Annotated in this window: 23 protein-coding genes and 4 pseudogenes; 16 read left to right on the top strand and 11 right to left on the bottom strand. The window is 59.2% G+C overall.

The window, feature by feature from the left end:
• Positions 1–79: 79 nt before the first annotated feature.
• From HBA49_RS12680 to HBA49_RS12690, 3 genes and pseudogenes are all read left to right on the top strand, one after another.
• The gene (locus HBA49_RS12680) at positions 80–628 is read left to right on the top strand and encodes a TlpA disulfide reductase family protein (RefSeq protein ID WP_005524908.1); all 549 of its coding nucleotides are present in this window, start codon (positions 80–82) and stop codon (positions 626–628) included.
• Positions 625–1,371, top strand: a complete 747-nt coding sequence (locus HBA49_RS12685) for an NUDIX hydrolase (RefSeq protein ID WP_005525226.1) — start codon at positions 625–627, stop codon at positions 1,369–1,371. The genes HBA49_RS12680 and HBA49_RS12685 overlap by 4 nt, the downstream gene beginning before the upstream one ends.
• A 23-nt stretch (positions 1,372–1,394) precedes the next feature.
• Positions 1,395–2,600: pseudogene (locus HBA49_RS12690) on the top strand (MarP family serine protease).
• On the opposite strand, the gene HBA49_RS12695 reads toward HBA49_RS12690, so the two are convergent.
• The 3 genes from HBA49_RS12695 to HBA49_RS12705 form a co-directional block, all read right to left on the bottom strand.
• Positions 2,597–3,790, bottom strand: coding sequence for an HNH endonuclease (locus HBA49_RS12695; RefSeq protein WP_005524869.1), 1,194 nt, complete (start codon positions 3,788–3,790; stop codon positions 2,597–2,599). The pseudogene HBA49_RS12690 and the gene HBA49_RS12695 overlap by 4 nt on opposite strands.
• A gap of 143 nt (positions 3,791–3,933) precedes the next feature.
• Entirely contained in the window at positions 3,934–4,851 is a 918-nt protein-coding gene (locus HBA49_RS12700; protein ID WP_005524956.1) for an alpha/beta fold hydrolase, read from the bottom strand.
• A 12-nt stretch (positions 4,852–4,863) separates the two neighbouring features.
• Positions 4,864–5,349: a phage holin family protein gene (locus HBA49_RS12705; protein ID WP_005525450.1), complete on the bottom strand. Its 486-nt coding sequence runs from the start codon at positions 5,347–5,349 to the stop codon at positions 4,864–4,866.
• A gap of 124 nt (positions 5,350–5,473) precedes the next feature.
• Here HBA49_RS12705 and HBA49_RS12710 point away from each other — a divergent pair, with 124 nt between their 5' ends.
• Positions 5,474–6,175: a hypothetical protein gene (locus HBA49_RS12710; RefSeq protein WP_005524867.1), complete on the top strand. Its 702-nt coding sequence runs from the start codon at positions 5,474–5,476 to the stop codon at positions 6,173–6,175.
• Here HBA49_RS12710 and HBA49_RS12715 read toward each other — a convergent pair.
• Positions 6,172–6,969 carry an HAD family hydrolase gene (locus tag HBA49_RS12715; protein ID WP_005525341.1) on the bottom strand — a complete coding sequence of 266 codons (798 nt, stop codon included), beginning with the start codon at positions 6,967–6,969 and terminating at the stop codon, positions 6,172–6,174. The genes HBA49_RS12710 and HBA49_RS12715 overlap by 4 nt on opposite strands.
• Positions 6,970–7,405: 436 nt before the next feature.
• Here HBA49_RS12715 and ssd point away from each other — a divergent pair, with 436 nt between their 5' ends.
• From ssd to HBA49_RS12750, 7 genes are all read left to right on the top strand, one after another.
• A complete protein-coding gene (gene ssd / locus HBA49_RS12720; protein ID WP_005525214.1) occupies positions 7,406–8,470 on the top strand; it encodes a septum site-determining protein Ssd in 1,065 nt (354 codons plus the stop codon).
• Positions 8,471–9,619 (top strand): TadA family conjugal transfer-associated ATPase, encoded by a 1,149-nt coding sequence (locus tag HBA49_RS12725; RefSeq protein ID WP_005525133.1) that lies wholly within the window; start codon positions 8,471–8,473, stop codon positions 9,617–9,619.
• A gap of 5 nt (positions 9,620–9,624) precedes the next feature.
• On the top strand, positions 9,625–10,488 hold the full coding sequence (locus HBA49_RS12730) for a type II secretion system F family protein (protein ID WP_225866128.1): 864 nt from the start codon (positions 9,625–9,627) through the stop codon (positions 10,486–10,488).
• The gene (locus tag HBA49_RS12735) at positions 10,416–11,036 is read left to right on the top strand and encodes a type II secretion system F family protein (RefSeq protein ID WP_112767102.1); all 621 of its coding nucleotides are present in this window, start codon (positions 10,416–10,418) and stop codon (positions 11,034–11,036) included. Before HBA49_RS12730 ends, HBA49_RS12735 begins: the two co-directional genes overlap by 73 nt.
• 78 nt (positions 11,037–11,114) lie before the next feature.
• The gene (locus HBA49_RS12740) at positions 11,115–11,309 is read left to right on the top strand and encodes a DUF4244 domain-containing protein (RefSeq protein WP_172458852.1); all 195 of its coding nucleotides are present in this window, start codon (positions 11,115–11,117) and stop codon (positions 11,307–11,309) included.
• A 5-nt stretch (positions 11,310–11,314) separates the two neighbouring features.
• Positions 11,315–11,620 (top strand): hypothetical protein, encoded by a 306-nt coding sequence (locus HBA49_RS12745; protein WP_005524842.1) that lies wholly within the window; start codon positions 11,315–11,317, stop codon positions 11,618–11,620.
• Entirely contained in the window at positions 11,617–11,946 is a 330-nt protein-coding gene (locus tag HBA49_RS12750) for an Rv3654c family TadE-like protein (protein ID WP_005525243.1), read from the top strand. Before HBA49_RS12745 ends, HBA49_RS12750 begins: the two co-directional genes overlap by 4 nt.
• On the opposite strand, the gene HBA49_RS12755 is transcribed toward HBA49_RS12750, so the two are convergent.
• The gene (locus HBA49_RS12755; RefSeq protein ID WP_005525295.1) at positions 11,943–14,381 is read right to left on the bottom strand and encodes a DEAD/DEAH box helicase; all 2,439 of its coding nucleotides are present in this window, start codon (positions 14,379–14,381) and stop codon (positions 11,943–11,945) included. The genes HBA49_RS12750 and HBA49_RS12755 overlap by 4 nt on opposite strands.
• Before the next feature lie 288 nt (positions 14,382–14,669).
• On the opposite strand from HBA49_RS12755, the gene HBA49_RS12760 reads away from it, so the two are divergent.
• The 3 genes from HBA49_RS12760 (at position 14,670) to HBA49_RS12770 (ending at position 19,271) form a co-directional block, all read left to right on the top strand.
• A complete protein-coding gene (locus HBA49_RS12760; RefSeq protein ID WP_005525063.1) occupies positions 14,670–14,876 on the top strand; it encodes a cold-shock protein in 207 nt (68 codons plus the stop codon).
• A 214-nt stretch (positions 14,877–15,090) separates the two neighbouring features.
• Positions 15,091–18,051: a type I DNA topoisomerase gene (gene topA / locus HBA49_RS12765; RefSeq protein WP_005524983.1), complete on the top strand. Its 2,961-nt coding sequence runs from the start codon at positions 15,091–15,093 to the stop codon at positions 18,049–18,051.
• 107 nt (positions 18,052–18,158) lie between these two features.
• On the top strand, positions 18,159–19,271 hold the full coding sequence (locus HBA49_RS12770; protein ID WP_244248370.1) for an LppP/LprE family lipoprotein: 1,113 nt from the start codon (positions 18,159–18,161) through the stop codon (positions 19,269–19,271).
• Positions 19,272–19,381: 110 nt separating this feature from the next.
• Here HBA49_RS12770 and HBA49_RS12775 read toward each other — a convergent pair whose 3' ends face one another.
• The 6 genes and pseudogenes from HBA49_RS12775 to HBA49_RS12795 all read right to left on the bottom strand — a co-directional run bounded on the left by HBA49_RS12775 (position 19,382) and on the right by HBA49_RS12795 (position 23,957).
• Positions 19,382–20,725: a nucleotidyl transferase AbiEii/AbiGii toxin family protein gene (locus tag HBA49_RS12775; RefSeq protein WP_005525115.1), complete on the bottom strand. Its 1,344-nt coding sequence runs from the start codon at positions 20,723–20,725 to the stop codon at positions 19,382–19,384.
• Between the two features lie 5 nt (positions 20,726–20,730).
• Positions 20,731–21,219, bottom strand: coding sequence for a hypothetical protein (locus HBA49_RS12780; protein ID WP_208634952.1), 489 nt, complete (start codon positions 21,217–21,219; stop codon positions 20,731–20,733).
• A 1,080-nt stretch (positions 21,220–22,299) separates the two neighbouring features.
• Positions 22,300–22,626: an anti-sigma factor gene (locus tag HBA49_RS13080; protein ID WP_244248371.1), complete on the bottom strand. Its 327-nt coding sequence runs from the start codon at positions 22,624–22,626 to the stop codon at positions 22,300–22,302.
• Positions 22,581–23,090, bottom strand: coding sequence for a hypothetical protein (locus HBA49_RS13085; RefSeq protein ID WP_244248372.1), 510 nt, complete (start codon positions 23,088–23,090; stop codon positions 22,581–22,583). Before HBA49_RS13085 ends, HBA49_RS13080 begins: the two co-directional genes overlap by 46 nt.
• Positions 23,087–23,649 (bottom strand): annotated as a pseudogene (locus HBA49_RS12790) (sigma-70 family RNA polymerase sigma factor). The gene HBA49_RS13085 and the pseudogene HBA49_RS12790 overlap by 4 nt, the downstream one beginning before the upstream one ends.
• Before the next feature lie 50 nt (positions 23,650–23,699).
• Entirely contained in the window at positions 23,700–23,957 is a 258-nt protein-coding gene (locus HBA49_RS12795; protein WP_208634953.1) for a hypothetical protein, read from the bottom strand.
• A gap of 142 nt (positions 23,958–24,099) precedes the next feature.
• Here HBA49_RS12795 and HBA49_RS12800 point away from each other — a divergent pair.
• Positions 24,100–25,688: pseudogene (locus HBA49_RS12800) on the top strand (cytochrome c biogenesis protein CcdA).
• Positions 25,689–25,795: 107 nt separating this feature from the next.
• Positions 25,796–26,081, top strand: a pseudogene (locus HBA49_RS12805) (lactate/malate family dehydrogenase); the annotation flags it as partial.
• Position 26,082: the final 1 nt, after the last annotated feature.

Consider the following 26,082-nt stretch of genomic DNA (forward strand, 5'->3'; position numbering starts at 1 on the left):
ACAATAGGAATCCTGCTAATAGATCAGCGTGCTACCCCCAAACTGGCAGAAGCGGGTCGGCCTACTGGTTACTGAACTCATGCGAAAAACCATCATTATCTCCACCGCGGGGTTCCTCCTCATATTGGCGGTCCTCATTACCATGATGCTCACCCCCCGCGACACCCAATCCCAATCGGCTACCGCGGAGGCGGAGACGCAGCAGCCCATAGCCGCCCGACCCTCCTGTCCCCCTATTGGGGAAATTGACTTGCCCTGCCTCGGGGCGGAACGTAACAACCAGGGCAAAGACATCACGGTCGTCAACCTGTGGGCGTGGTGGTGCGTGCCCTGCCGTACCGAACTGCCCCTCATGCAGCAGTTGGCTGCCGAAAATCCCCAATGGGCGGTTGTGGGGGTGCACGCCGACCAGGATGCCGCCCGGGGCGCCCAACTGCTCACCGACCTGGGCATTGACCTCCCCAGCTACCAAGACGACACCAATGCCTTCGCCGGCAAGCTCGGTTTGCCCAGTGTGGTGCCAATAACCGTTGTATTCCGTGGGTCAGAAAAACTAGGGGTCATTCCCCGGGCTTTCACTCATTACAATGATCTCGCCACTGCTATTGGGGAAATGGTGAACCAATGACACACAAACAACAGCGACCAGACCAGCCCGGAACCAACATTATGTTGCGGCCCGAGGACTCCCCCCAATGGCTCACTCCCCTTATTGGGGAAATCAGGTCGGGGGAGGTTGACGGAACGTTGCGTCGTAAAGCGGGGTTGAGCGCCGACAGCGGGCCCAAAAAAGCCGCGGTGCTCATGCTTTTCGACGGCCAAACCACCCCCACGCTTCCCGATGACGCAACCATCTTGCTCACCCATCGGTCGCCAACAATGCGATCCCACTCCGGGCAAATCGCATTCCCTGGCGGGCGCGTCGACGCCACCGACATCAACCCGGTCGACACCGCTCTCCGCGAAGCCTGGGAAGAAACCGGCCTCGACCGCACCAAAGTCACCCCTCTCGCCCAATTGGGGAAAATCTTCATTCAAGCCAGCGGCTATCCGGTCTACCCCATCCTCGCCTATTGGGGAAAACCCGGGTTGCACGACAACGTGCGGGTGGTGAGCCCCAATGAGGCAGACGAAGTTTTTGCCGCCCCTATTGGGGAACTACGGGACCCCATGAACCGTTTTACTGTTAGTCGCGGCGCATGGAACGGTCCCGCGTTTCGATTCAACGACTATGTTATTTGGGGTTTCACCAGCAATATACTCGATGCACTCATTGCCCATGCCGGCTGGGAACTCGAATGGGATCGAGAGAAGCACTACGATTTAGCGCAGACACTCGCGGCATCGCGAAATAACGAACGACATTTTTAAGGAAAAGTGAGGTAGCAATCAGGATGGGCAGCGTTAGTACATCGAGCCTCATCGTTGATGGCTTCATCATTTTGGTGGTCGGTTTTGCGATCTACGCTGGCTGGCGGCAGGGCGCCTTCGCCTCAGTCCTTTCCACCATTGGGGTGATAGCCGGACTGGTGTGTGGGGCAGCCTTCGCGCCCTTTGTCATGCAGCTAACAAATTCCGTTGCCATTCGGTTTCTGCTGGCGTTAGGGATCATCATCCTCCTGGTCGCTATTGGGAGTTTGGTGGGTGGATCCCTGGGGTCGTCGTTACGCGAACGTATACAACTGAGATCGTCGTTGATTATTGACTCGGTGATTGGCGCGGTCTTCCAGGCGCTAGCGATGCTTATAGCCACATGGTTGGTGGCGATACCCCTGGTGGCGGGGTTGCCAGGTTCGGCCGCCAATGGCATTCGCAATTCGTTCATATTGGGGCGGGTGGATGCTGTCGCACCCTCAATGTTGGCGAATCTGCCCAGTCGGGTATCCGCCATGTTGTCCGATACTGGGTTGCCGCCGCTGATTTCCCCCTTTAGCACGTCGAAAAATGTGGCGGTGGATGCGCCCGCTATTGCGGTGGAAGACGTGGCGTTGGTTGAGCGTGTCCGCCCGTCTGTCATTCACGTTGTGGGGGAGTCACAAGCGTGTGGTCGCAGGCTCATGGGGTCCGGCTTCGTTGCGGATAAATAACATGTGATTACCAACGCGCATGTGGTTGCCGGCACGGAGGAAGTATGGCTCGATACCGTATTGGGGACTTTTAAGGCAGATGTGGTGTTTTATGATCCCCAATTGGATATTGCGGTGTTGCGTTCTGAGGAATTAACCATGGCGCCGCTCCAATGGGCCTCAGCGACTGCTGTCACGGGTGAAGACGCCATTGTTATGGGTTTCCCCAATAGTGGGCCGTTTGAGGCGGCTCCGGCGCGTATTAGCGAACGGTTGAAGATTGCGGGCCCCAATATTTATGCGACGGGTCGTGTGGAACGGGAAGCCTACACTGCCAGGGGCTCGATTCGTCAGGGAAATTCTGGTGGTCCAATGTTGAATTTGGACGGCCAGGTGTTGGGCGTGGTTTTTGGTGCTAGCGCGGACGAAAGCGATATTGGGTATGCATTAACGGCCGATGAGGTCAAGGAGGCTATCGGCAATATTGCGGCGTTGGATACACCGGTGGGTACGCAGGAGTGCGTGGTCCGTTAGTTGAGCGGGTACCAGTCGTGGTGGCATCCGAGGATATTTTGCGCATAGTTGAGGGCATTTTTGCTGTTCGCTCGGGATTTATTGCGGGTGATGGTGCCGTCGGGCATACGGTAGTAGACGGCCCCGGTTTCGGGGTCGGTGAAGACGTGCCCGTGTCGGGGTTTGTGGCGGTCATCATCGTTGGTGAGGTTGTGTTCGCGGCAGAGGGGGCAGAGGTTTTCGGGTTTGGTTTCGCCGCCGCGTGAGTAGGCGATGATGTGGTGGGTTTCGCAGCGTACTGCGGGGATGCGGCAGTGGGGGTTTTGGCAGATGAGGTGGGAGACGATGCTGATGAAGCGGTCGTCGGCGTCGGCGAGCCGCTTGACTTCCAATAGTTGTTGGGGGCGGGGGTTGCCGTCGGGGCCGTTGTAGCAGGCCACGGCGAAGCCGAATTCCGCGAGGCGGGCGTCGACAAGCTCGCGGATGTCGACACTTTCGCCGTCAGTGTTGGTGACGGTGCCGTCGTTATGTGACTGGATGTTGGCAATGGGCACAAGAAAGCACGGGCGTTGGCGTAGGTCGCGCGGGTTATTGGGGTTTTCGGTGGTCTCAACCTGCTCTAGGGTGGTCACGTCTATGCCGTGGAGGACCCGATCGGTGAGTGCCTTGGCTAACCCTTCTGACTTGTCGACGGCCTGGCCTTCCTGTACCCATTGTCTGCCTTGGGGCTCTAGGGAGTTCATAATGCGGGTGGCTACGTGGGATGGCAGCTTCATGATAATGTGCCGCATATTGTCGGCGTCCGCCAGTTCGGAGCAGCGCAGATACCATTTGCGCCGCCGATTGTAGCCAGCATTGAGTTCCCCAATGAGGGATTTGATGTGTTCCGCCAGCTCATCCACGGTGCAGTCGACGGCGGTTTTCATGAGGTCCAGGCGGAAGTCTCGCCGGTTGATGTCTGGGTTGGCGAGCTGCTTGTCGGTGCGGGAAATGAGCCGCAGTTTCGACACAGATAGCCGCAGCTTGGTGGCTTGTGCTAATTCTTCGGCGTCAAAAACCTTGGCGATTGCCCGGAGCATACTGACTTCTCGTTTGGCCACATCTAGCTGTGCCGCGAGTTCCCCAATGGTGAGTGAGGAGGATTTCACCTCAGCCAGCAACACGGCCCCCAATGGGGCAAGTTGTGTGAGGCGGCTGAGTACGGTTTCCATACTGTTAACGTTAGGGAGTTCCCAGGTGGTGGGCAAGATTTGCTGGGAATTTTCAGAATCATTTTCCCCAATACACGGAGAATTTGTGAATTTGGTAACAATTTCGGAGAAAATTGGAAATTTTGGCCCGAAAAAAAGTCCAACTAGTAGGGGGAGTCTGTCCCTTGGATGAAGCTACCCACAAACGTGGTGAACCCTTCAGGGTTTTCTAAGTGTGGGCGGAGCCTGGTGTCGGGGATGTGGGCGATTGTGGGTTGGGTGAGGCAGCGGTTGTGGGCGGCTCGGATGAGGGAGCGGGATTGGCGGGAGGCGTCGACAAGCATCATGGTGGGAACCTGCACTTTTGAGGTGGCCCATTTCACTGGTGGTATGGCGAGGGGGAGCCGAACTGTGCGGATGACTGCGGCGGCGGTGTTGGCGATCGCCAGGGCGGTGGCGCGTAGGTGAAGATTGTCGTGGTAGGCGGGGGAATGTTGGAATTGGAGGGTGGTGTTGCTGCGCAGGTCGCGGCGGATGAACCGGCCGCGGGTGCGCCAAAGGTTACGGACAAGCCAGCTGGGCAGCCGGAAGAGCCCCGATGTGATAAGGAGGGTGGTGAACAGCCAAGGATGGGTGAATGTGGCGCGCCGCATGTCAATGGGGTGGATGGCACCACAGCTGGTGATGGATGCCACATGGTCGGGGTAGCCGGTTGCCATGGTCCAAGCAAGGGTGGCGCCGGTACCCATGCCCACAATGTGGGCTTTGTCGTGGCCTAGGGTGCGGATGGCGCCGGCAATATCACCGCAAAGGTGCCGAAGGTCGTGCCCCATGGGTGGTTTGTCCGACATGCCATAGCCGCGGAGGTCGACGGCGATGGCATGGAGCCCTAAATTCCCCAATAGGGGAAGGACATCTTTGAAGTCGGCCCAGCAGGTGTAGGCGTCGTGAAGGAGGACGATTGCGGGGTCGGCTGGGTTGCCGGCGGTGGCCGCGTGGAGCCGCAGGCCACGGGTGTGCACCATGTCGTGGCGGAATTCGCCGTCGAGTGCGACCGCATTGGGGGAAAGATTGCGTCGCATGGTTATGGTGGGTTACCGATCGGTGCTGCGCGCGTTGAGGGCGGCTTCGGCGTTGCCGGGTCGGAGGGCGCGGAGTTCGGCAACGGATTCGATGGTTTTCTTTGGCGCCTTGATTTGTTTGACTTTCCGGAACCCAATGAACGCCAGGAGGGCCGCGAAGAGCAGCATGGCGAAGAAGATAATAAGGTAGGCGGCCCAGGCCCACAGCCAAATTTTCAGCACCTCGGCAAGTGCGAAGAAGAAGAAAAATGAGCTGTAAAGCGCGATCACTCCGGCCACGGTGAACAGGCCGCCGCCGATGGCGCCTTTTTTGGCCTCCACCTGGATTTCGGCTTTGGCCAGTTCGATTTCGGCACGCATGAGTGAGGAGATTTGTTCGGTGGCGTTCGAAACGAGTTCCCCAATGGAGCCTTTGGTGTTAGTGTCTACGTCGGAAAGCGGAATGGAGTTGACCTGGGGTTTTTTCGCGCCGGTGAACATTCCTTCGTCGTTACTCACGTGGGTTTTCCTTCCAGAGTATTTTTTAGTCACTGCCAATGGTGCCATGAATTGCCCTGAAACGTGAATTAGTTGCGTGGATTGTTGCTGATTCTTTGTTTTTTCTCTATTGTTACGACGCATTATGGATCCGCTCGCCCATATTGCCGCCCATCCCACGATTGCTTCGCTTATCGACGCCGCCACCGCCAACCTTCAGGCCCTCCACCGGCACCCCGCCACCGCGCGGGGCTCGGGGGTGACGAGCTCCGAGGGGGTGCTTCGCGGCGCCCGGCTGGCCGCCCTCTTGGGGAATGCGCCGGAAACACAGCTGGTCGACGCCTATAGCGTTTTGGCCCCGGATGTTCGGGAGCAAACGGCCCGCACGTTTATCAAGGCCCCGCTGCAGGTGTTGGCGCGGCTGGATGTGCTGGTGGGCGGTTCCGGCCGGCCTCGTGATGGGCGGGCTGCCGGCCGGTTGGCCCTATTGGGGAGGATTGTGGCTGCCGGGCCGCACCAGGCGGTGATCCCGGCGGTGGTGCAGGGGGAGATCATTGCCCATGAGCTCTTTGGGCCGCGGAGCGTGGCGGTGGGGTTGGCGGCTGCTCGGGTGAGCGCGTTGGCCAGCGGTTTTGACCCGCGGGGGTTGGCGGTGCCGGAGGTGTACTATAACCGGCACCGGTCGGAGTTGCTGGCCTTGGGGGCGGGGTTTGCGCAGCCGGCCGGGGTGGTGCCGTTTGTGGCCTATTATTTGGCGGCGATGCGCGCCGGGGTGGTGGAGGCGCGGGGGATTGCGAATGCGGCACAGCAGTCGGGTGTGGGTGGCCCTGCCTGTGGGCGTCGTTAAGCGGCGTGGTGGGGTCTGCGGTACCACCACCAGATTCCGGCGCTGACCGCGGCTATGCCGGCGATGACGCTCCCGCCGATGCTGAGTTCTTTGCCGGTGGGCATGGGGATGAGGGGGATGGGGTTGCGGAAGGTGCGGATTTCCCAGTCGCGTTCGGCGGCGATTTTGCGGAGCGCCCGGTCGGGGTTGACGGCTATGGGGTGGCCGACGGTTTCGAGCATGGGCAGGTCGGTGGCTGAGTCGGAGTAGGCGTAGCTGGTGGCAAGGTTGTAGCCGTTTTGGGCGGCGAGGGTGCGGATGGCTTCGGCCTTGGCAGCGCCTTTGCAGTAGAAGGATATATTGCCGGTGAATTTGCCGTCGGCTTCTTCAAGTTTGGTGGCGATGACCGTGCGGACGCCGAGTTCTTTGGCGATGGGTTCGACGAGGACGGTGGCGGATGCGGAGATAATGACCACGTCGTGGCCGGCTGCGAGGTGGTGGGCGATGAGGTCGCGGGCCTCGGCGTAGATGGTGGGGGCGACGACGGTGTGGAGGGTGTCGTCGGCAATCTGTTTGACCTGGTTGACGTCCCAACCGGTGACCATGTTGCTGAGCTGGTCGCGGCTGGCATCCATTTGTTCGCTGGAATGCCCGGAAACCATGTAGCTGGCTTTGGCGAGTGACATGGAGAAGGCGGTGCTGGGGCTGATGAGCCCGGAGTTCAGGAATTCCTTGCCGTAAACGTAGGCGGAGGAGGTGGCGATGACGGTTTTGTCCAGGTCGAAAAATGCTGCGGTGGTGGCGGGTAGGCGCATGAGTTCACCACGGGTTGTGCGGTGGTTCTGTGTTGGCCTTATCATCTTGAATAAGTGTAGTCGTTTTTGGTGATTCCCCGGGTAGGACATGTCATTATCGTGTGGTATTGCTCTCTTCGAAAACCTGTGACATAATGGTCCGTGCAAGGCCCCGATATACAGTGTGGCCTGCCCCGGCCTCAAACCCCCCTTTGTAATCGGCCGGGTTTGGCGGCCCGCGCAGTCCCCCCCTTTAGCGCGGGTCGCCCTTTATGCTTTACGACGACCCCCGCCCGGGGGTAGCCACCCCTTGGTTTTCTGTTATTAGTGTTGCCTGTGGTGCTGGTGGGAAAAGTTATCCACAGAATTTTGTGGTCCTCATCAACAATATGGTGGGTTTTCCACAGCCTAGCGGCGTTGGCAAGCGTGCCGGGGGCAATGGGGCGAAACTGAAAGCATGACCACCACGCCAACCATTCTCGTGAGCGTCACCGACCCTGTGCTCCACCCTGAGGCGATTAATATCGCAGCAGCTACCGGCATGGATATTATCGACACCAGTGACCCGCGCGACATTGTGCGGCACGCCCCCAAGGCCGCCGCCATCCTTGTGGACGCCACTACCGCCACCCACGCCGGCGGCATCCACCCCCGCGGGCACCTGTTTCTGTTGCATCCCGAGCCCGGGCCGGTTGATTGGACACTGGCCGTGCGCATTGGGGCCGCCGACGCGGTGATCCTGCCGGCGCAATCCAATAAACTGCTCGCCACCCTCGCTGCTACCACTGCTGCCCCGGACTCGCCCTCACCGGCCGCCGCGGCCTCGGTGATCGCCGTCACCGGGGCCGTGGGTGGGGCGGGCACCTCCACCCTGGCGGTCGCCCTCGCCCTGCAACTGCACGAGATCGTTCCCACAGTCCTGGTCGACGCCGACCCGGTATCGCCAGGCATGGATCTCCTCCTCGGGTGCGAAACCACCGGTGGCATTCGGTGGGCGGACCTGAGCTTTCGCTCCGGCTCCATTGCCGCCGCCGACCTGATTGCCGCCCTCCCCGAAACCGAGAGTGGCCTGCCGGTACTCACCACCGACCGCGGCGGTGATAGCACCAGCGGCATCACCGAAGACAAACTCCTCCGGGTGATCGGCACCATGCACCACACCCATTGCGTGGTCGTGGACCTCCCGGCCACCGCCCCATTCTTTGCCGCCCTCACGGATGCCTGCGACTTTGTGGTGCTCCTCATCCCCGCTGAAGTGCGGGCCGCGGCTGCCGCCAGCCGCATCGCCCACTCCCTGACCGCCCGGCGCGTCGACACCGTTGGGGTTGTGCGGCATCGTGGCTGGTCCGGCCTGACCGCCCATGATGTTGCGGACATCGTTGGGGTCGACGTGGTGGGGGAATTGGGGACCGTGTCGCAGGTGCCTCGGGTGGCGGAGACCACCGGGATTCGCACCCTGGGGGCGCTGCCCCGTGCTCTTCGTAAGGCTGTTCGATGCGTGTTGCCGCAGGAGATGGCCTAAATGCCGGTCGATGCTGCGGTTATTGCCGACAAGGTGCAGCGGGTGTTGGCCGCGGTGCCTGCGGAGCAGGCCTGCGACCCCGGCTATGTGGCCCACACCATTCGGGCGGAGGCGGGCGGCATCATGAGCGATGTCGAGGTGTTGTCGGTGTTGCGGAAGCTGCGCCACGATTCGGTGGGGGTGGGGCCGTTGGAGCAGGTGCTTTCCCTTCCGGGGGTTACGGATGTGCTGGTGAATGGCACCCAGGGGGTGTGGTTTGATCGGGGCCGTGGCCTGGAGGCCGCCGATATTGGGTTTGCGTCGGAGCGGGAGGTGCGGCAACTAGCCACCCGACTTTTGGTGTCGGCCGGCCGCCGGCTGGATGATACGCAGTGTTTCGCTGATGGGCAGTTGTCGCGTGATGATGGTTCCAGTGTGCGGGTGCATGCGATTTTGTCGCCGCCGGCACAGGGCGGGACGTGTATTTCGCTGCGGGTGTTACGCCACGCCGTCACCAGTCTCGAAACTTTGTGCGAGCGCGGGACGATGTCCAGGCCTACAAAAGCGTGTTTGCAGCAGTTGGTGGCGGCGCGCCGCTCCTTCCTGGTCATCGGGGGAACCGGCAGCGGCAAAACCACATTATTGGCCGCCCTGCTGGGGGAAGTGAGCCACCGACAGCGCATCATTTGCATCGAGGACACCGCCGAGCTGCGGCCCAACCATCCCCACATTTTGGGGCTGGTGTCCCGCGGCACCAACACCGAGGGCAAAGGGGCGATCACCATGGCTGATTTGCTCAAGCAGTCCCTGCGGATGCGGCCCGACCGGATCGTGGTGGGGGAGATCCGGGGCGCGGAGGTCATCGACCTCCTGGCCGCCCTGAACACCGGGCACGACGGGTGCGCTGGTACCGTGCACGCGAATTCCCTGCTGGAGGTGCCGGCCCGCCTGGAGGCGCTGGCTGCCCGGGGCAATATGAGCCGCGACCAGCTCATGTCCCAGCTTGCCGCCGCGAAACCCGTGGTGCTTGCTATGCGACGCCAGGCCGACGGCCGGCGGGTCTTACACCAAATCGGGGTGCTTTCCGGGATTCCCACCACCGTGACGGTGCTGTGGGATGTGGAAACCATGGCCCAGCCGAATATTGATTGGGCGGCGGTGCAGCAATGATATCCATGCTGGTTCCGGCCGCCCTCGGCTCGGCGGGCCTGCTACTATGTGCCCCAACCAGCGGGGTTGGTCGCTTGACGACGCCCCGCCACCGGTGGGTGGCCCGGCTGGGTGGGCTGGTGCGCAACCACCCGTACCAGCTGGCCATCGGCGGCGTGGTGGTGGGGGCCGCCACGGTGGGTCAGCATTTCCCCACCTTGGTTGCTGCTGTTTTTGCCGGTGGTACCGCGATGATGATGCTGCGGCGGATGCGGGCGCGTCGTCAAGCAGCCCGGCAGCGTGCCGAGAGCGCCACCATGCTCACGCTCATCGTGGGGGAGTTGCAGGCCGGTGCCACCATGGGTGCCGCCCTCACCGCCTGCCTGCCGACCCTCACCGAACCCGAACTCCGGCGCGAAATCACCGTGGCCGCCCGCCGCTGCGCCACCGGCGGTTCCGCCGGCGCCGAACTGGAACAATCCCCCATCCTGGCGCTCAGCCTCATGGGCCATGCGTGGCGCATCGCCGAAACCAACGGCATGGCGCTCGCCGGGGTCCTCGACAACATTCGCCACCGCATCGACCACCAAAACCGGCACGAATCCCGCACTAAAGCCGCACTTCAGGGCGCGAACGCCACCGCCATCGTGTTGGCGCTCCTGCCCCTGCTGGGCATGGTGATGGGTCACGCCATTGGGGTGAACGTGCCGGCCTTCCTCACCAGTGGTGGTGTTGGTGGTCTCATTCTCATCGCCGGCGTGAGCGCCGAATGCGCCGGCATTCTCTGGTCCGATCATATTATTCAGAAAGCTCACTCATGCTCATCGTCAGCTCCTTCCTCATCCTCTGCGCCCTCTCCCTCACCCGCGGCCGGCCCGCATCCCGGCTAGGCCCGGCAGAAAATGCTGGCCGGCGGGGTGTGGGATCACGGTGCGCCGCGTGGGCGCGCGCCGGGCCGGCCGGGCGGCTCTACCGGTGGTGGCTGGCGAAGCTCGCCCCCACCCCCAACCCGCTCGATACCGCCGCGGACCTGGAACTGTTTGTCGCGTGCGTGTCCGCCGGCCTCAGCCCGGCGCGGGCTGCCGCCGCGGTCGCTACCACCAGCTCCTGTGTCGCGTGGCGGAGTACCGCCAGCCTCCTGTCCCTGGGGGTTGACGTCGACCGGGCGTGGCGGGAACTCGCCCAGGCCCCTGGTTTGGGCGAGCTGGCCGCCCTGGCGCGCAGCTCCCACCACTCCGGTGCTGGGTTGTCGAACGGGTGTTCACGGATCGCGGCGCGGTTGCGTGACGACGGTGCCGACCATGCCACCGCCGAGGCCGAGCGCGCCGGGGTACTCATCGCCCTGCCCATGACCCTGTGTTATTTGCCGGCTTTCTTCCTCCTGGGCCTTGCCCCCATGGTCATCAGCCTGGGAACCAGTATTCTTTCCTCCCACTAGTTTCTTGTAAAGGAACCCATCATGAGTCGCCTCATGCATCTCCCTGTCACTGCCACTACTACCCTCATGGCCGCCACCATGAATCTGCTCGCCAAGGCGTTCGAACGCCTTGGTCGGTTCGATAACGACGAGGGGACAACCACCATCGAGTACGCTATGGCGGCCCTCGCCGCGGCCGCGCTGGCCGGCGTCCTCTATGTGATCGTCACCTCGCCCACCGTGCACGATGCCCTCCAGGGCATTATCACGAACGCCCTCTCCAACACCCCCTAACCGCCATGTTGGGGAACGATGATGGTGCTGTCACCGTCGAAACCGCCATTGCCACCGGCGCCCTGATCGCGGTGTTCACCACCCTGGTCGCCGGCCTGGTGGCCGTGGGTGCTCACCTTGCCGCCATCGACATTGTCGGCGCGGCCGCCCGGGCCTACACCATTGGTGTGCCCTACGAGCCGCCCCGGGGTGCCGTCACCGTCACCGAATCCGGTGGGCTGGCCACCGCTACCGCTGTCGTGCCCAGCCCCCTGGGGGCCCAAACCGCCCGCGCTATCTTCCCCATCGAACAAGAATTCGGAACACCATGAGCGGGCTCACCACCTTGCGTGACGACGATGGTAGCGCCACCATCACCACTGCCGGCCTCATTGTCGCCCTTATCCTCGTGGTCCTGGCCCTCACCCATGGCATCCGAGGCACCATTGCCACCCACCACGCCAAAGTCGTGGCAGACCTCAGCGCCGTGGCCGGCGCCTATGCTGCCTACACGGGTGTCGACCCCTGTGACACGGCCGCCACCGTCGCCCGTCGTAACGCGGCAACCCTGGACCACTGTGCCACCAGCGGCGACGATGTCACCGTGACCGTTTTCGATGCACCAGCCCACGCCGTCGCTACCGCCGGCCCACGCTAACCATCCAGCATCGAACATATTTTCTGCAACAGGGTGATTGCGCCGCGTTTGTCTAACGGCTGGTTTCCATTCCCGCACTTCGGCGACTGCACGCATGACGGGCACCCCGACTCGCACTCACAGCCCGCCACTGTCACCGCGGTCGCCGAAACCCACTCGCTAAACCGGGAAAACCCGCAGTCCGCGAACCCCGCCCCGCCCGGATAGCCGTCATACACAAACACCGTGGGTAGCCCCGTGTCCTGGTGCAACGCCGTCGACACCCCACCAATATCCCACCGGTCACAGGTCGCCACCAGCGGCAAAAGCCCAATTAGCGCATGCTCCATCGCGTGCAACGTGCCCGGCACATCCTGAATCCCCAACTCCGCCAACACCACTGGATCTATCGTGATCGCCACCGCCCGAGTCACCAGCGACTCCGGCGGCATACCCAACGGCACCGCTGCTAGCGTCGCCCCGCCCGGATCCCGCACCGCATAGCCTGTCACCTGCCGGGTCACCTCCACCAGCATATTTGCCACCAGCAGCCCCGGCGCCACCTCATCGCATGCCGCATCAGGCGCTGACACCACCCGAATCGTCGTCGACGACAGCGCCTGCGTGAAATAATCCGGCATCTCCCCGTGCACTAACGCCACGCCTTCCGCCAGCGATAACTCATCCACCACATAGCTACGCCCCTGATGCAAATACACCGCGCCCGGATGCACCTGGCTCGCCGCCTGGCCGGCATCGACCGTGCCCACCACCCGGCCCGTCGCCGACTCCACAATCGTGACCTCCCGGCCCGAACCCCGCACACTCACCACCCGATGTGGGTCCGGCTGCCCCGGTGGCACCGCCGCATAATATCCCCGCGGTCGCCGCCGCAACCACCCGTCCGCCACCAGCCGGTCCACCACCGGCCCCGCCCGAAACCACGCAACTTCCCGATCCGTCAGCGGCGCCTCCAATGCCGCGCACAGAACATGGCCGGCAAGAATGTGGGGATTGGTGGGATCGAACACCGCCGCCTCCACCGGCCTGCTGATGAGCGCATCCGGGTGGTGCACCAAATACGCATCCAGCGGATCCGCACTGGCGATAAGCGCCACCGTGGCGGCCTGATTCCGCCGCCCGGCACGCCCCGCCTGCTGCCAAAAACTCGCAAGAGTTCCCGGAAACCCGGCCGTAATCACCGCATCCAAACCCCCAATGTCAATCCCCAACTCCAGGGCATTGGTGGCAGCAACCCCCAATAGCTCACCATCGTCGAGTGCCTGTTCGATCCGCCGCCGGTCGGCCGCTAAATAACCAGCCCGGTAGGCGGCAACCCGGGCACTCAGGTCTGGTCTACCGACCCGGGCCAACTCCGTTTGGGCGCGCAACGCTACGAGCTCCGCGCCGGCCCGGGACTTGGTGAACACCAGGGTGCGGGCACCCTCGACGAGGAAATCCGCCATGAGCAGCGCCGCCTCCGTGGTCACGGAACGCCGTCGGTCACCAGGGCGAACGTCGGCTTGCCGCCCCGCATCCCCCGCATCCGCCGCCAAGCCTTCCCCCGTGCCCCCACCGGAAGCCTCACCGGAGTCTTCGCCGAGGGCCCCGCCGGAGGAATCCGCTGGCCCCGCTTCCGTGAGAATAATGGTGCGCCGACCCCGCGGCGACCCATCCTCGGTGACTGCCACCACGTCAGGATCGCCAATGAGCCGTGCCGCATGCTGGGCCGGATTATTGCTGGTGGCGGACGCCAGGATCACGACCGGCCCGCCAGTTTTCGGCCCACCATGCCCGCCGGCCCCAACCCCACCCCCACGCCTGCCTTCCCTCATATTGCCCCGTGGCTGCTGTGCGCGCCGAGCGAGCCGGAGCAGCCGCCGAAGCACCAGGGAAACATGCGCCCCAAAAACACCCCGGTATTGGTGGGCCTCATCCACGATGACATATCGCAGGTTTGCAAACAGCCGCCGCCACAGGTCCGGGTAGGCGAGAATCCCGCCGTGGAGCATGTCCGGGTTAGTGACTAGGTAGCGGCTGGTGGCCCGAATGGTGCGGCGGGCCTCGGTGGGGGTGTCACCGTCGTAAGGCGCGGGGTTGATGCTGGCCAGCGCCGGGTCGGCCCGACAGAGCCGCAGTATTGCGGTGAGCTGGTCGTTTCCCAAGGCTTTGGTGGGGGTGAGGTAGAGGGCGCAGGCTGCCGGGTCGCGGGCCAGGTCGGTGAGGGCGGGGAGTTGGTAGCCCAATGATTTCCCCGACGAGGTGCCGGTGGCGACAATGACGTGGCGCCCATCGTGGGCGGTGGTGGCGGTGAGGCTTTGGTGCTGGTAGGGGCGGGTGATGCTGTATTCGTCGGCAAGCTGGGTGATGAGTGGGGGATATGCCCAGGTGGGCCAGTCGCCGTAGACTGCGGGTCGGGGCGGCTGGGTGATGGTGGTGCGGTAGGTGGGGGTCATGGATGGTCCTTGGCGGCAAAGAATCAAGTACAACCATTAAGCATAAGGGTGTGAATCAGGCCACTGATCTATTCTTTGGGGGGTAAACATGGAACACTAGAGGATGGTTGTCACATGAGGTTTTGTATCTTCGCGGCATTGTAGCAAGGTGATGTGCCTCTGATTTATTGTGTTGCCCCATGGTTTGTGGCGTCGGGCGTGTGTTCAGCAATGATAGGTTGCCGAGATGAGCGCGCTTGATCTGCCCTGATAACAATCTCTTATTGACTATATATGAAGGAAAATACTATGGCTAAAGGCACTGTTAAATGGTTTAATGCTGAGAAGGGTTTTGGGTTTATCGAGCCGGAGGATGGTTCGGCTGACGTGTTCGTGCATTATTCCGAAATCAACGGTGATGGGTTCCGATACCTGGAGGAGGATCAGGTAGTGGAGTTTGAAGTGGGTGGCGGGGCTAAGGGCACCCAGGCATTGAACGTTCGTGTGATTCGGTAATTGGTTGGTGATCCTTGCTCTTGTGGGGGTGAGAGCAAGTAAGCTTTTCGACGCTTGCCCCTGGTGGCTGCGTGAAAAAATAGCCCCCGGGTCTGGGGGTTTTATGGGGGCGTTGGACATTTATGTCAGGTGCAGCCGTATTATAAGGAATCGTCTGTAATTTTTTTATGTTCACATTGAGACACTGAGATTGAGATTGAGGTTCATTCGGTTCATGGCTGAAGGCAATGACATCAAGCGTCTGGTCATCGTTGAGTCCACGACGAAGGCCAAAAAGATTGCCCCCTATTTAGGCAGCAATTACATCGTTGAGGCGTCGGTGGGTCATATCCGTGACCTGCCGCGGGGGGCTGCTGATGTGCCGCCGAAATATAAGAAGGAGCCATGGGCGCGACTCGGGGTGAATGTGGATAAGAACTTCACCCCGTTATATGTGGTGAGCCCGGATAAAAAGAAGAAGGTGGCGGATCTCAAGGCCAAGCTCAAGGATGTGGATGAGCTGTTGTTGGCCACTGACCCGGACCGGGAGGGTGAGGCCATTGCGTGGCATTTGTTGCAAACCTTAAAGCCGAAGGTGCCGGTGCGGCGCATGGTGTTCCATGAGATCACCAAGCCGGCGATTTTAGCGGCGGCCCAAAACACCCGGGAGCTGGACAATAACCTGGTGGATGCGCAGGAGACCCGCCGCATTTTGGACCGGTTGTATGGCTATGAGGTTTCCCCGGTGTTGTGGAAGAAGGTGATGCCCCGGCTGAGCGCGGGCCGGGTGCAGTCGGTGGCGACCCGGGTGATTGTGGATCGGGAACGCAACCGCATGGTGTTTGTGCCGGCCGAGTATTGGGACTTGGCGGCCGAGTTCACGGCCCCCGCGTCGGCGGGCACGGCGTCGCAAGGCTCGTCGACAAGCACGGACGGCGGGGACGACCGGAAGTTTACGGGCCGGCTGAGCAGGGTCAACGGCAAGCGGGTGGCTGCGGGCCGGGATTTCAACGATCGTGGCGAGCTCACAAGCGACGCGGTGGTGGTGACCAAGGCGCAGGCCGAACAATTGGCTACCCAATTGCAGCACGTGACCCTGCCGGTCATAAACGTGGAGGAGAAGCCGTACACCCGGAAACCGTCGGCGCCGTTCATGACTTCAACGCTGCAGCAGGAGGCGGGCCGGAAGCTGCACTACACGTCGGAGCGCACCATGCGGGTGGCGCAGCGACTGTACGAAAACGGGCACATCACCTACATGCGTACCGACTCCACAACCCTATCTGAGCAGGGTTTGCAGGCCGCCCGGCAGCAGGCGATCGCCTTGTTCGGCAAGGATCATGTGGCGGATTCGCCGCGTCGCTACGACCGTAAGGTGAAGAATTCGCAGGAGGCCCACGAGGCTATCCGCCCGGCCGGGGAACAGTTTTCCACCCCGGCGGAGCTCCGGTCACAGCTGGATGCGGAGGAATATAAGCTGTACGAACTGATTTGGCAGCGTACGATCGCATCGCAAATGGCGGATGTGAAGGGCGTGTCCATGAAGGTCACGATCGGTAACGAGGATGTGGAGTTCACCACGACGGGCCGCACGGTCACGTTCGCCGGGTTCCTGCGCGCCTATTCGGATGCGATTGCCGATGCCGCCGCGAGCTCCGACGCGAACCAAAGCCGACTGCCGCACCTGAAAGTCGGCGACGAGGTGGCGATTTCCGATGTTGCCGCCGACGAGCACACCACGAACCCGCCCGCCCGCTACACCGAAGCGTCGCTGGTGAAAAAGATGGAGGATTTAGGCATCGGCCGCCCCTCCACATACGCCAGCATCATTAAAACCATTCAGGACCGCGGCTACGTGTATTCGCGCGGCAATGCGCTGGTGCCCAGCTGGGTGGCGTTCGCCGTGGTGGGGTTGATGGAGAAATCGTTCGCCGCCCTGGTGGACTATGATTTCACGTCCTCCATGGAGGATGAGCTCGACGACATTGCTGCAGGGAACGAGGTTGGTGCGAACTGGCTCAAGGGGTTCTATTTCGGCGACAAGCACGCCTCCGACGCCACCGCCGAAACCATCGCTCGCCAGGGCGGCCTGAAAGCGCTGGTGGGCAATAACCTGGAGCAGATTGATGCGCGAGTGGTCAACTCCCTACCGCTTTTCGACGACGACCAGGGCCGACCCATTTATGTGCGGGTGGGCCGGTACGGCCCCTACCTGGAACGCCAAATCGGGGTGAAACCGGACGGGGAACCCGAATTCCAGCGCGCTAACCTTTCCGACACCACCACCCCGGACGAGCTCACGCTGGAGTTCGCCGAGAAACTCTTCGCCACCCCCCAATCGGGCCGGGAGCTGGGCGTAAACCCCGCCAACGGCCGGGTCATTGTGGTCAAAGAGGGTAGGTTCGGGCCCTATGTCACCGAGATCATGGGTGCGGACGAGAAGGAAAAAGTGGCGGTGTCCGCGGAACAGATTGTTGCCGAGGAGCGGGCCGCGGAGGACGCCCAACGCGCCGCCGAGGGCAAGCGGGCCAAAAACTGGGAGACCAAAACCGCGATTGCCGCGAAGGAAAAACGCATCAACCAGATCATTGAGGAAACCCTGAAGCCGGCCACCGCTTCCTTGTTCTCCAGCATGGACCCGTCCACGGTGACCCTGGAGGAAGCCCTGCAATTGATCTCCCTGCCCCGGGAGGTGGGGGTAGATCCCACCGACGGCCAGATGATTACCGCCCAAAACGGCCGCTACGGCCCCTATCTGAAGAAGGGCACGGATTCCCGATCCCTAAGCAGTGAGGAACAAATCTTCACCATCACCCTGGATGAGGCCCGCCGCATTTATGCGGAGCCGAAACGCCGGGGTCGGGGCGCCGCCACCCAGCAGGCCATTAAGGAACTGGGCGATAATGACGTGTCCGGCAAGCCCATGAGCGTGAAGGACGGCAGGTTCGGCCCCTATGTGACTGATGGGGAAACCAATGCGTCGCTACGCAAGGGTGACGATCCCCTCACCCTGACGGATGCGCGGGCCAACGAACTCTTGTCCGAGCGGCGCGCCAAAGAAGCCGCGGACGGCGGGCCGAAAAAGAAGGCCACGAAGAAAACCGCGGCAAAGAAGAAAACCACGACGAAGAAGGCGGTGAAGAAACCGACGAAAACCACCAAGCGGGTCGTGAAGGCCGGCAGCCGCAGTAAATAATCACCCGATTGTGTGAAACACGGCACGAAACATCTGGTTTCGGCTCCCAATCTCCGATAGGATTTGTATTACAAACATTTTATCGGCAACTATCGGATGTGGAGTTTGTGATGAAACTGCGTGCGGCACTGGCGGTAACAGCGACCATACTTGCCGGTGCCGTGGGCGGACTGTCCGGTTGCGCCCTACCGACCGGCATGGCGGGTCTCGGCAACGGCGCCGGCACCGGGCTGACCGGCACACAGGTGGCCGACACCGAATGCCACCCCCAACTCGACCTGGCCGAAACCGCTTTCGGACTGTGGGTAACTGCTAAGAAAATCCCCATCCAGGGCAGCAGCCACCAGTTTTATTTCACAGTGCAGGACAACTACTTCGACCCCTGCGCCGACCTCAGCTGGGTGACCCTCCAGGGCGTGGAGCAGGACCCGGCGCACTACGATCCCATGGCAATGGAATCCGCACAACGCACTCTCATATTTTTTCATCGTGACCAATTGATTACCGATGCGAGTTTCCTCCTTGCCTATGATGCGCGCGACATTACGGTCGCCGATAACCAGCTGGAAGTCACCTACGAAGCCCTAGCCTACCCGCGCGTGACCGAGGGGCCCACCCAGAAAATCACCTATAAATATGCGGATGGGGCGCTGCGGCAGCAAGCCAACCCCACCATCGACGTGAAGCCTCTGAAGCTGGACTTTCACACCAACCCGCCCGCGAGCGACGCCATCACCATCCCCCTGGGTAACGCGAATTACTCGCCCGCAATTAAAACATATGAAGGTAATGTGCTTGCCGACGTCCCCATGGGCGGCGGAAAAATCCTCTGCGATTTCTACCTGACCCAGAAAACCAGCGGCCCGAGCTGCACGAACCGGCAGAAAGCCACCTGGCCAATCGTCAATGAGGGCCCCGCGCAGGCGCCAACCAATAGCGACAGCAAGAGCAACAGTGAAGGTAAAACCAATTTCGCAGCCTTCTCGTTCAGCCCACCACCATCATTGCGCACATCCTATTTCCCGTCGGGGAATATCAACCCGAGGACACGTTCCCGGACGAGTCCGTGGTGCAAGTGGGCCCCTATTTTGTGGATACCCGCGGCGATACCGTCAAGATTTCGAATAATTCCAGCACCGTGGTGCTTGGCGACGGCGTGGCGGAGCTCCGGGACGAGCCACTATTCACTCTGGACAAATCCCGGTGGCCGCAGGATCTGAAGTCGAGCCGGTAGTTTCGGCACATCATCCCAGGGTGATTAATGCCTCGGCAATACTCCGCGACGAGGCGATGGGGATCCAGTGGGAATGTATTTCATAATGTTATTCGATTACAAGCCAAGTTCATTTTCATCATCTTCATCATTATCTTCTCTTGCCGCGAACCATTCCTCATCCTCTTCGGTGTCCCATTGCTCTTCCTGAATTGACATGACTTCTTCTTCCCTTTCCAAGCCTTCATCCAACATTAGTTGGGCAGGTATGCCAGCTTCTATTAACTCTCTGGGATCAGTCATGTAATATGTAGATTTAGCATCCGTAAGCTTGACATGTTTGTTACACTCACAATCAAAAGCACCATGTAAACTTCTTGTATCTTTATCTGTTGTAGTGTCCTTAACCTCCCAGATTTTCATGTCAAAATTCTGAAGATCTTGTATGGTAAATTGGGATGATTTTTGTTGATTTTCTAGATTTTGTAATTGTGGGTCGTGAACATCAAGTTCCCACAAGCTACCCTTGGGGCACTTTAGGAGTTCAGATAATATTTTGACCATAGTCTCTACAGAGAACCGATTAATCTGGTAAAAATTATCGTTTCCACTATCAATATAGTCCCGGTTCTTTTGAGCTTGTGTGAAGAATTCTGTCATGTTTTGTCGGGTAGGAATGGTAAAACTACCATGGGAATCAATGACAAGATCGTTTAAGGCCTTCTGAAATTTATCAGAATCGATAGGAAGACTTGTAGCAAGGGTCGTAATATCGCGGAGGTCTTTCCAGCGTAAAACTTTTTGCAACTTGCCAGATTGGATACGGAAAAGCCCGGCTATTTTTCCAGCAAGGTATTTTTCTGGGCTAATGAGTTGGAGTGTGGTGAGTTCTTTTTTGTCATTATGGGTGGATAGTAGTGGGTCCCGCACTCGTAGTTTAGTTACCCCATTAAACATACCTTGTTGGTTAAGTTCTCTTCCTCTAGCTTTGATTGCATCCATCTTGATAGTGCTTTGGAATCGCCCATGAAGATATACATCAATTTCAAAGCTGTTGCCTTTTCTACTTTTAATATCATCAGCATGGAAGCATTCGTATGTGAAAGGATCATTTTTATCCTCAGACATGAGTTCGCACAAAGCATCCATTGCTTTGGTTGTTGGATTAAAGAGAGTGAGAATATCAAGATCTTCTGTTATTCGGGCATCAGGTGCTCGGAGCATGAGAGAAGTACCACCACTAATCATAATTTTTCCACGAGCATGATTGGTGAGTTGGATGGCAAGATGTCGGCTCAAAACTTGCTTTGTTGCTCGATTCTTTAACTCAATAGGATTTTGAGAATTAGAGTGTAGTGGTTTTGTTGTAGTGATTGTATTGATGAGTCGTTTGAGGATTCCTTCAGGGGTTTCTCGGTTTCTGTCAGCGAGATTTTTTAAGTCATTTGGTGTAGGGGGCATAGCGGTTATTTTTGTGGTTTATTTGTGGGTCGAGGTGGCGTATGTTCTTCGAAGAACAGGTCGAGGACTTCTTTGCCATTGATAGGGGTTTTACCAGTTTTATAGCTGTGCCATACTCCAGCCGCAGGTTCGAGGGCCCAGGCGATTTCTTCCCAGGAATAGCCACGTCGGTAAGCACTGAATGCCATAACGACGGCATCATCAAAGTCATCACTTCTAACATGCTCATAGTATTTTCGCATGGCAGAGATGATTTTTTCTACTGGAATATCATCAATAAGCACCCAATCATCAGAGGTAATGTTCTCATTTGGAATGTAGGTAATACCAAAATCCTTATTCGCATAGGGCATTAATTCTGGTGGAGTTACCATCATTAATGGTGCTGTTGACCAACTGGCAGAAAAATGCTGGATGCGTAATGCTAAATCACAAGCGAAGTAGGGCATAGGGTGTCGCTTTTCGGTGGGATAGTGGGGAATGCTATCAACCAATCTCGATAGGCATCATCAGCAAGATTATATGTAACAAGTTCGGTGTAGTACACATACTTCATAAACTCTTCATCCTGTGGTGGGACGCCAATGAAACCAGTTCCGCAGCCTCATCATTAATTCTTCTTTGGTGATTTGGCAAGGGAGAATGAATCCGTGTTGTTTTTCTGCTATTTTTCGATAATCCATAAAATCATTCCCTAAATAATCATATCTAATACCTTAAAGCGTAACTGCGTCTTGGTATTGGAATGGAAATATAACAATTCATCTTTGATTATAGGCGATGAACTTTATTCAGGGGTAGGGGAGGTTCATGAAGCTTATTCAGCTACTGGGAAAATCCATCTACGACAACAGGAGGAAAATCAGAAAGAAAATGCTATCTAGCTTGTCTTTCCTTACTTACAGAGACTAGTCATGTTTGGAGACGTTGAATAAGCTTCCATATGGGGAAGTTTATGTCAGGTGTCCACAAAACCCGACACTTGACAGTTATACACAAGCACACTACCTGCCTCGTTTTCCTATTCTTTCGGGGGCGATTGGTTACCGGGTGGCAGGGGCATTCAAAAACGCTTGAATAAGCTTCATGCTATCCGTTTTATTTGAGTGCGGCTTCCATGAATCTTATGATGCTGCTCATTTTTGCACTGCAACCCCGCGGAAGTTCGTCATCAAGCATTGTGGTAGACATAAACCACGGGTGATACTAGTATAATGAGCGGCACCGAACCCCTAATAAGAATATTGCATTTGCGGAATTCGATGCCATGAAGGATGCTCTGAGTGCCTTGCGAGCCACCTATGTTCATAGGAACATTGCTGATGGGAGTAGTGCTGCGGACAAGTAGTGGACTGCCAAGTTTATAGCTGCTGGTCAGCTTCTCAAAACAGCAGATGACAGTAAACCCGAGGAGTGCTTGCGATTGCGCGGTTGGCTAATGCGGAAATCGCCATGATGGGTGGCATTGGGCTTCCGCCAACGGAGAAACCGTAACGACCACCGCATGCCAGTGGTCGTTACGGTTTATTGCAAACAAGCTCGCTTGTCGACACCCCAAGGTGCATTATCCGCAGCTACAGCTGCATTTCCTCTAGGATCTTTCCGGTGGGCTTGTCGCTGCCGGCCACCGGTTCCTCGGTCAGAAACACCTTGGATGTGGCGGATTCGAATGGCATCCACACGTCTTTATGCTCCTCTGGGGTGATTACCCCGGCCGAATTGATGCGGCCGGCTTGGTTCACGCTCCATACCTGGATTCCCATGCCTTTTTTCACCTCGGGGGTGCCCTGCACCATTGCCCCGGCCTTATTCATGGTGGTGGATGACACCAGGTGAAGTTGTACCCCACTGGAACTCATGGTGATGCTTTGGGCATCCGCGGACTGCATGATCTCGGACATCGCCTGGTTGGTAGGCCCGGTGCTGGGGCGAAGAGCAGCTTGGGCAGGAGGAATCCGCTGCCAGCCAAGAGTGCGACCACCGCGGCCGCCGCGGCAATGAACATGATGCGTTGCTTCGATAAGCGAAACCGCCAATTGCCCAGGTTGATAACACGCCCACCACCGGCACTACTCGCCTCACCGGCACCGGCCCCACCCGAATCCGCCTTGGCCGCGGTCACATCCGCAGGCTCCGCAGCATCCGGGTCCGTGGCAGCAGCGTCCGTACTGGTCACCGCGTCTGTGACTGCGGCGTCCGGGGCACCGGAATCCCCCTCCGGTTCGATTCCGTTGATGGCTGCCAGCACAGTATCCTTCAGGGAATCCGACGGGGTGACCGGCACCGTGGACAACGCCAGGGCGTCGGCAAGCTCAGCGTCGGCTAATTTCTCGTCGGGTAACCAGGATTGGTCCTTAGTAGTCATCGTGCCTCTTTCTTATTAGTAACATGCAGGGCAGATTTTAGTTTTTTCAATCCATCACGGACCCGGGTCTTAGCCGTCCCAGGGGAATGCCCAGGTGGTCGGCGAGTTGTTGCTGGGTGAGCCCACCAAAATAGGTGAGCATAATGGCGGTGCGGTGCGGCTCCCCAATGTCGTTTACCGCGGCACGCAAATGCTCACCCTCAACACTAGTTATGGCGTCTTCTTCCACATCAATGTAGGGGTGAGCTGTTCAAGCATGGTGGTGCGCTCGTCGCGCGCGAGTGCCGCCATGCGGGAACGAAGCTTATCAATGGCGCGGGAGCGGGCCAGGCGCAGCACCCACCCCCTGCGCGCTCCCTCTTTCGGGGGAAAACATTGGGGCGGTGCGCCAGATTTCCACAAATACCTCTTGGGTGATTTCTTCGGCGATGGCCCGGTTGCGGAGTACCTGCATGCAGATACCCATGACTCGGGATGCTAGCCGATCATAAAGTTCGCCGAATGCGCGCTTGTCACCAGTGGCGACCTGCACAAGTAGCTCTTCGCTGGATAGATCCATGTTATCCAGAGTAGCGCCCCACACAGGTTTGTGCTTTTTACCACTCATCATTACTGCCCCGATTTTTCCTCGGTCATCATCGTGTTTTCCTGAGAATCCATCCCCGACGGTGCCATGGAATCGGACGGGCTCATGGCCTCCGACGATGACGGCGTCATGGCATCCGATGGCGTGTTCGACATGGACATTGCGGGCGACATGGCTGGTGCGGACGCCGGCGACATCGCCCCAGTTTTATCGCACGCAACCAGACCCGTGGCGGCCAGCCCCAATGCGCAGGTGATGGCAATAAATTTACGGTTGGTCATGACTGTCTCTTATCGTATGTGGTAGCCGCCATTGATTTGGCGGTCATAAAGAGTTCGGAGTCCTCAAATATTTGGATTGGTCCAATCCAAAGCGGCGGTTGGCACCGAATATTCCCACAAGAACTTTGAAAGGACTTTACTCATGGTTTCTCTTATTCTGATAGGTCTTATCGGTGGGGTGTTGACGAGTCTTTCCCCCTGCATTATCCCGGTGCTGCCACTGGTTTTGGCCGTGAGCGCCGGGGATAAGCGGCGCCCCTACTATGTGGTGGCCGGCATGGTTGTCAGTTTCGCCGCGATCACCCTCAGCGGTTCGATCGTGCTCAATTTATTGGGGCTGCCCCAGGACACGGTGCGCTGGGTGGGCATTGGGCTGCTCGTCCTCGTGGGCCTGGGCATGCTCATTCCGGTGCTGGGCGAGTGGGTGCAGGCGCCATTCGACCGGCTGCCCCGCCTCCACGCGCTCCTGACCAAGGCGCAGGGCCGGGGCGGTTTCGTAGTGGGGCTGGCCCTGGCGCGGTGTACGTTCCGTGCGCCGGGCCGGTCCTGGCCGCCATTACTGTTGCCGCGGCCACCGGTGAGATTGATACCTCGATCATCGCACTGACCATCGCGTTTGCCATTGGTGCGGCCATTCCGCTGTCCATGTTTGCCCTTGGCGGCAATCGCATGAGCGACTGGTTTCGATCCCATCACACCGCTTTTCGACGCTCGGCCGGTGCCGTCGTCATCGCCATGGCGGTCCTGCTTGCTGTCGACGCCCCAACGGCCCTCCAACGGCTCGTGCCCGATTGGACCAGTAGTGCCCAACAGGCCCTAGGAAACCACATCATCGGAAACCAAGACCTGGAGTCCTGTCGTAAGGGTGACCCCGGAACCCCACACGATTGCGGCCCAGTGCCGCAACTATCCAGGCTAGAGAACTGGATCAACACCGACCAGGCCATTGATCCGGCCACCTCGGGGAAGGTGACCCTGGTGGATTTTTGGGCCTATGCCTGCATCAACTGCCAACGTGCCAACGAGCACGTCGTCAAGCTTTACGACCACTACAAGGACTATGGCCTTGACGTCATCGGCGTGCATGCGCCCGAATATGCATTCGAACGGGATGCGGACAACGTTCGGAAGGCCATCGTAGCGCAGCACATCAAGTACCCGGTGGCGCAGGATAATAGCTTCGCTACCTGGAAAAACTTCCATAACCGCTATTGGCCGGCGCACTATCTTGCGGACCACACCGGTCGGCTGCGGCAGGTGCACGAGGGCGAGGGCAAATACGCGGAGACCGAGCGGGTGGTGCGGCAGCTCTTGCAGGAGCGCAATCCGGGCATTGCACTACCAAACCCGATTGAACAGGACGAACACGCCATCACTGAGCCGCGATCCCCGGAAACCTACCTGGGTGCCTCCCGGTCACAGTACCGGGTTTCGGGAACTCCGCCGCTGGGATATTATGCGCTTCAGGGCGAGTGGGACGTCAACCCCATGGACATCACGCCCCGGAGTGATGGGGCGGCGGTGGAGCTTCACTACCAGGCCCGTTGGGTGCAATTGGTGGCCTCTGGGCGGGGAACGGTTACGGTCAAACGCGCCGATGGTACTGAACAAACTTTCGATATCACTGGTGATGGTACAGTGGATATTATTCGTAAAGATAATGGGGATCCAGAACTTATCACCATTGCGCCATCCCCAGGTGTTCATCTGTATTCCATTACTTTTGGCTGAGTAATTCTGCGATATTGTTCACAATACTACCGCAAATCGGGCATAGTCACAGAAAATCGGCATACTTGGCGGTATAGATATGTCGTCAGGAAGGGTGCTTTCAGAATATGAAAGATATCGTTGGTAATAAAATTGTGCTTATTGGCGCAGGCGATGTGGGCGTCGCTTACGCGTATGCTCTGGTGAATCAGGGCACGTGCGATCACCTGGCAATCATCGACATCGATGAAAAGAAGTTGGAAGGTAACGTCAAGACCTCAACCACGGCGTGGTGTGGCATCTTCGCGGACTCGGGTGGTCAAAGGGCACCTACGCGGATTGCGCCGACGCCGCTATGGTCGTCATTTGCGCCGGTGCCGCCCACAAGCCTGTGAAACGCGGTTGCAGCTCGTTG

Origin of the sequence: Corynebacterium matruchotii (genome assembly GCF_011612265.2) — a bacterium.
GTDB classification, from domain to species: domain Bacteria; phylum Actinomycetota; class Actinomycetes; order Mycobacteriales; family Mycobacteriaceae; genus Corynebacterium; species Corynebacterium matruchotii.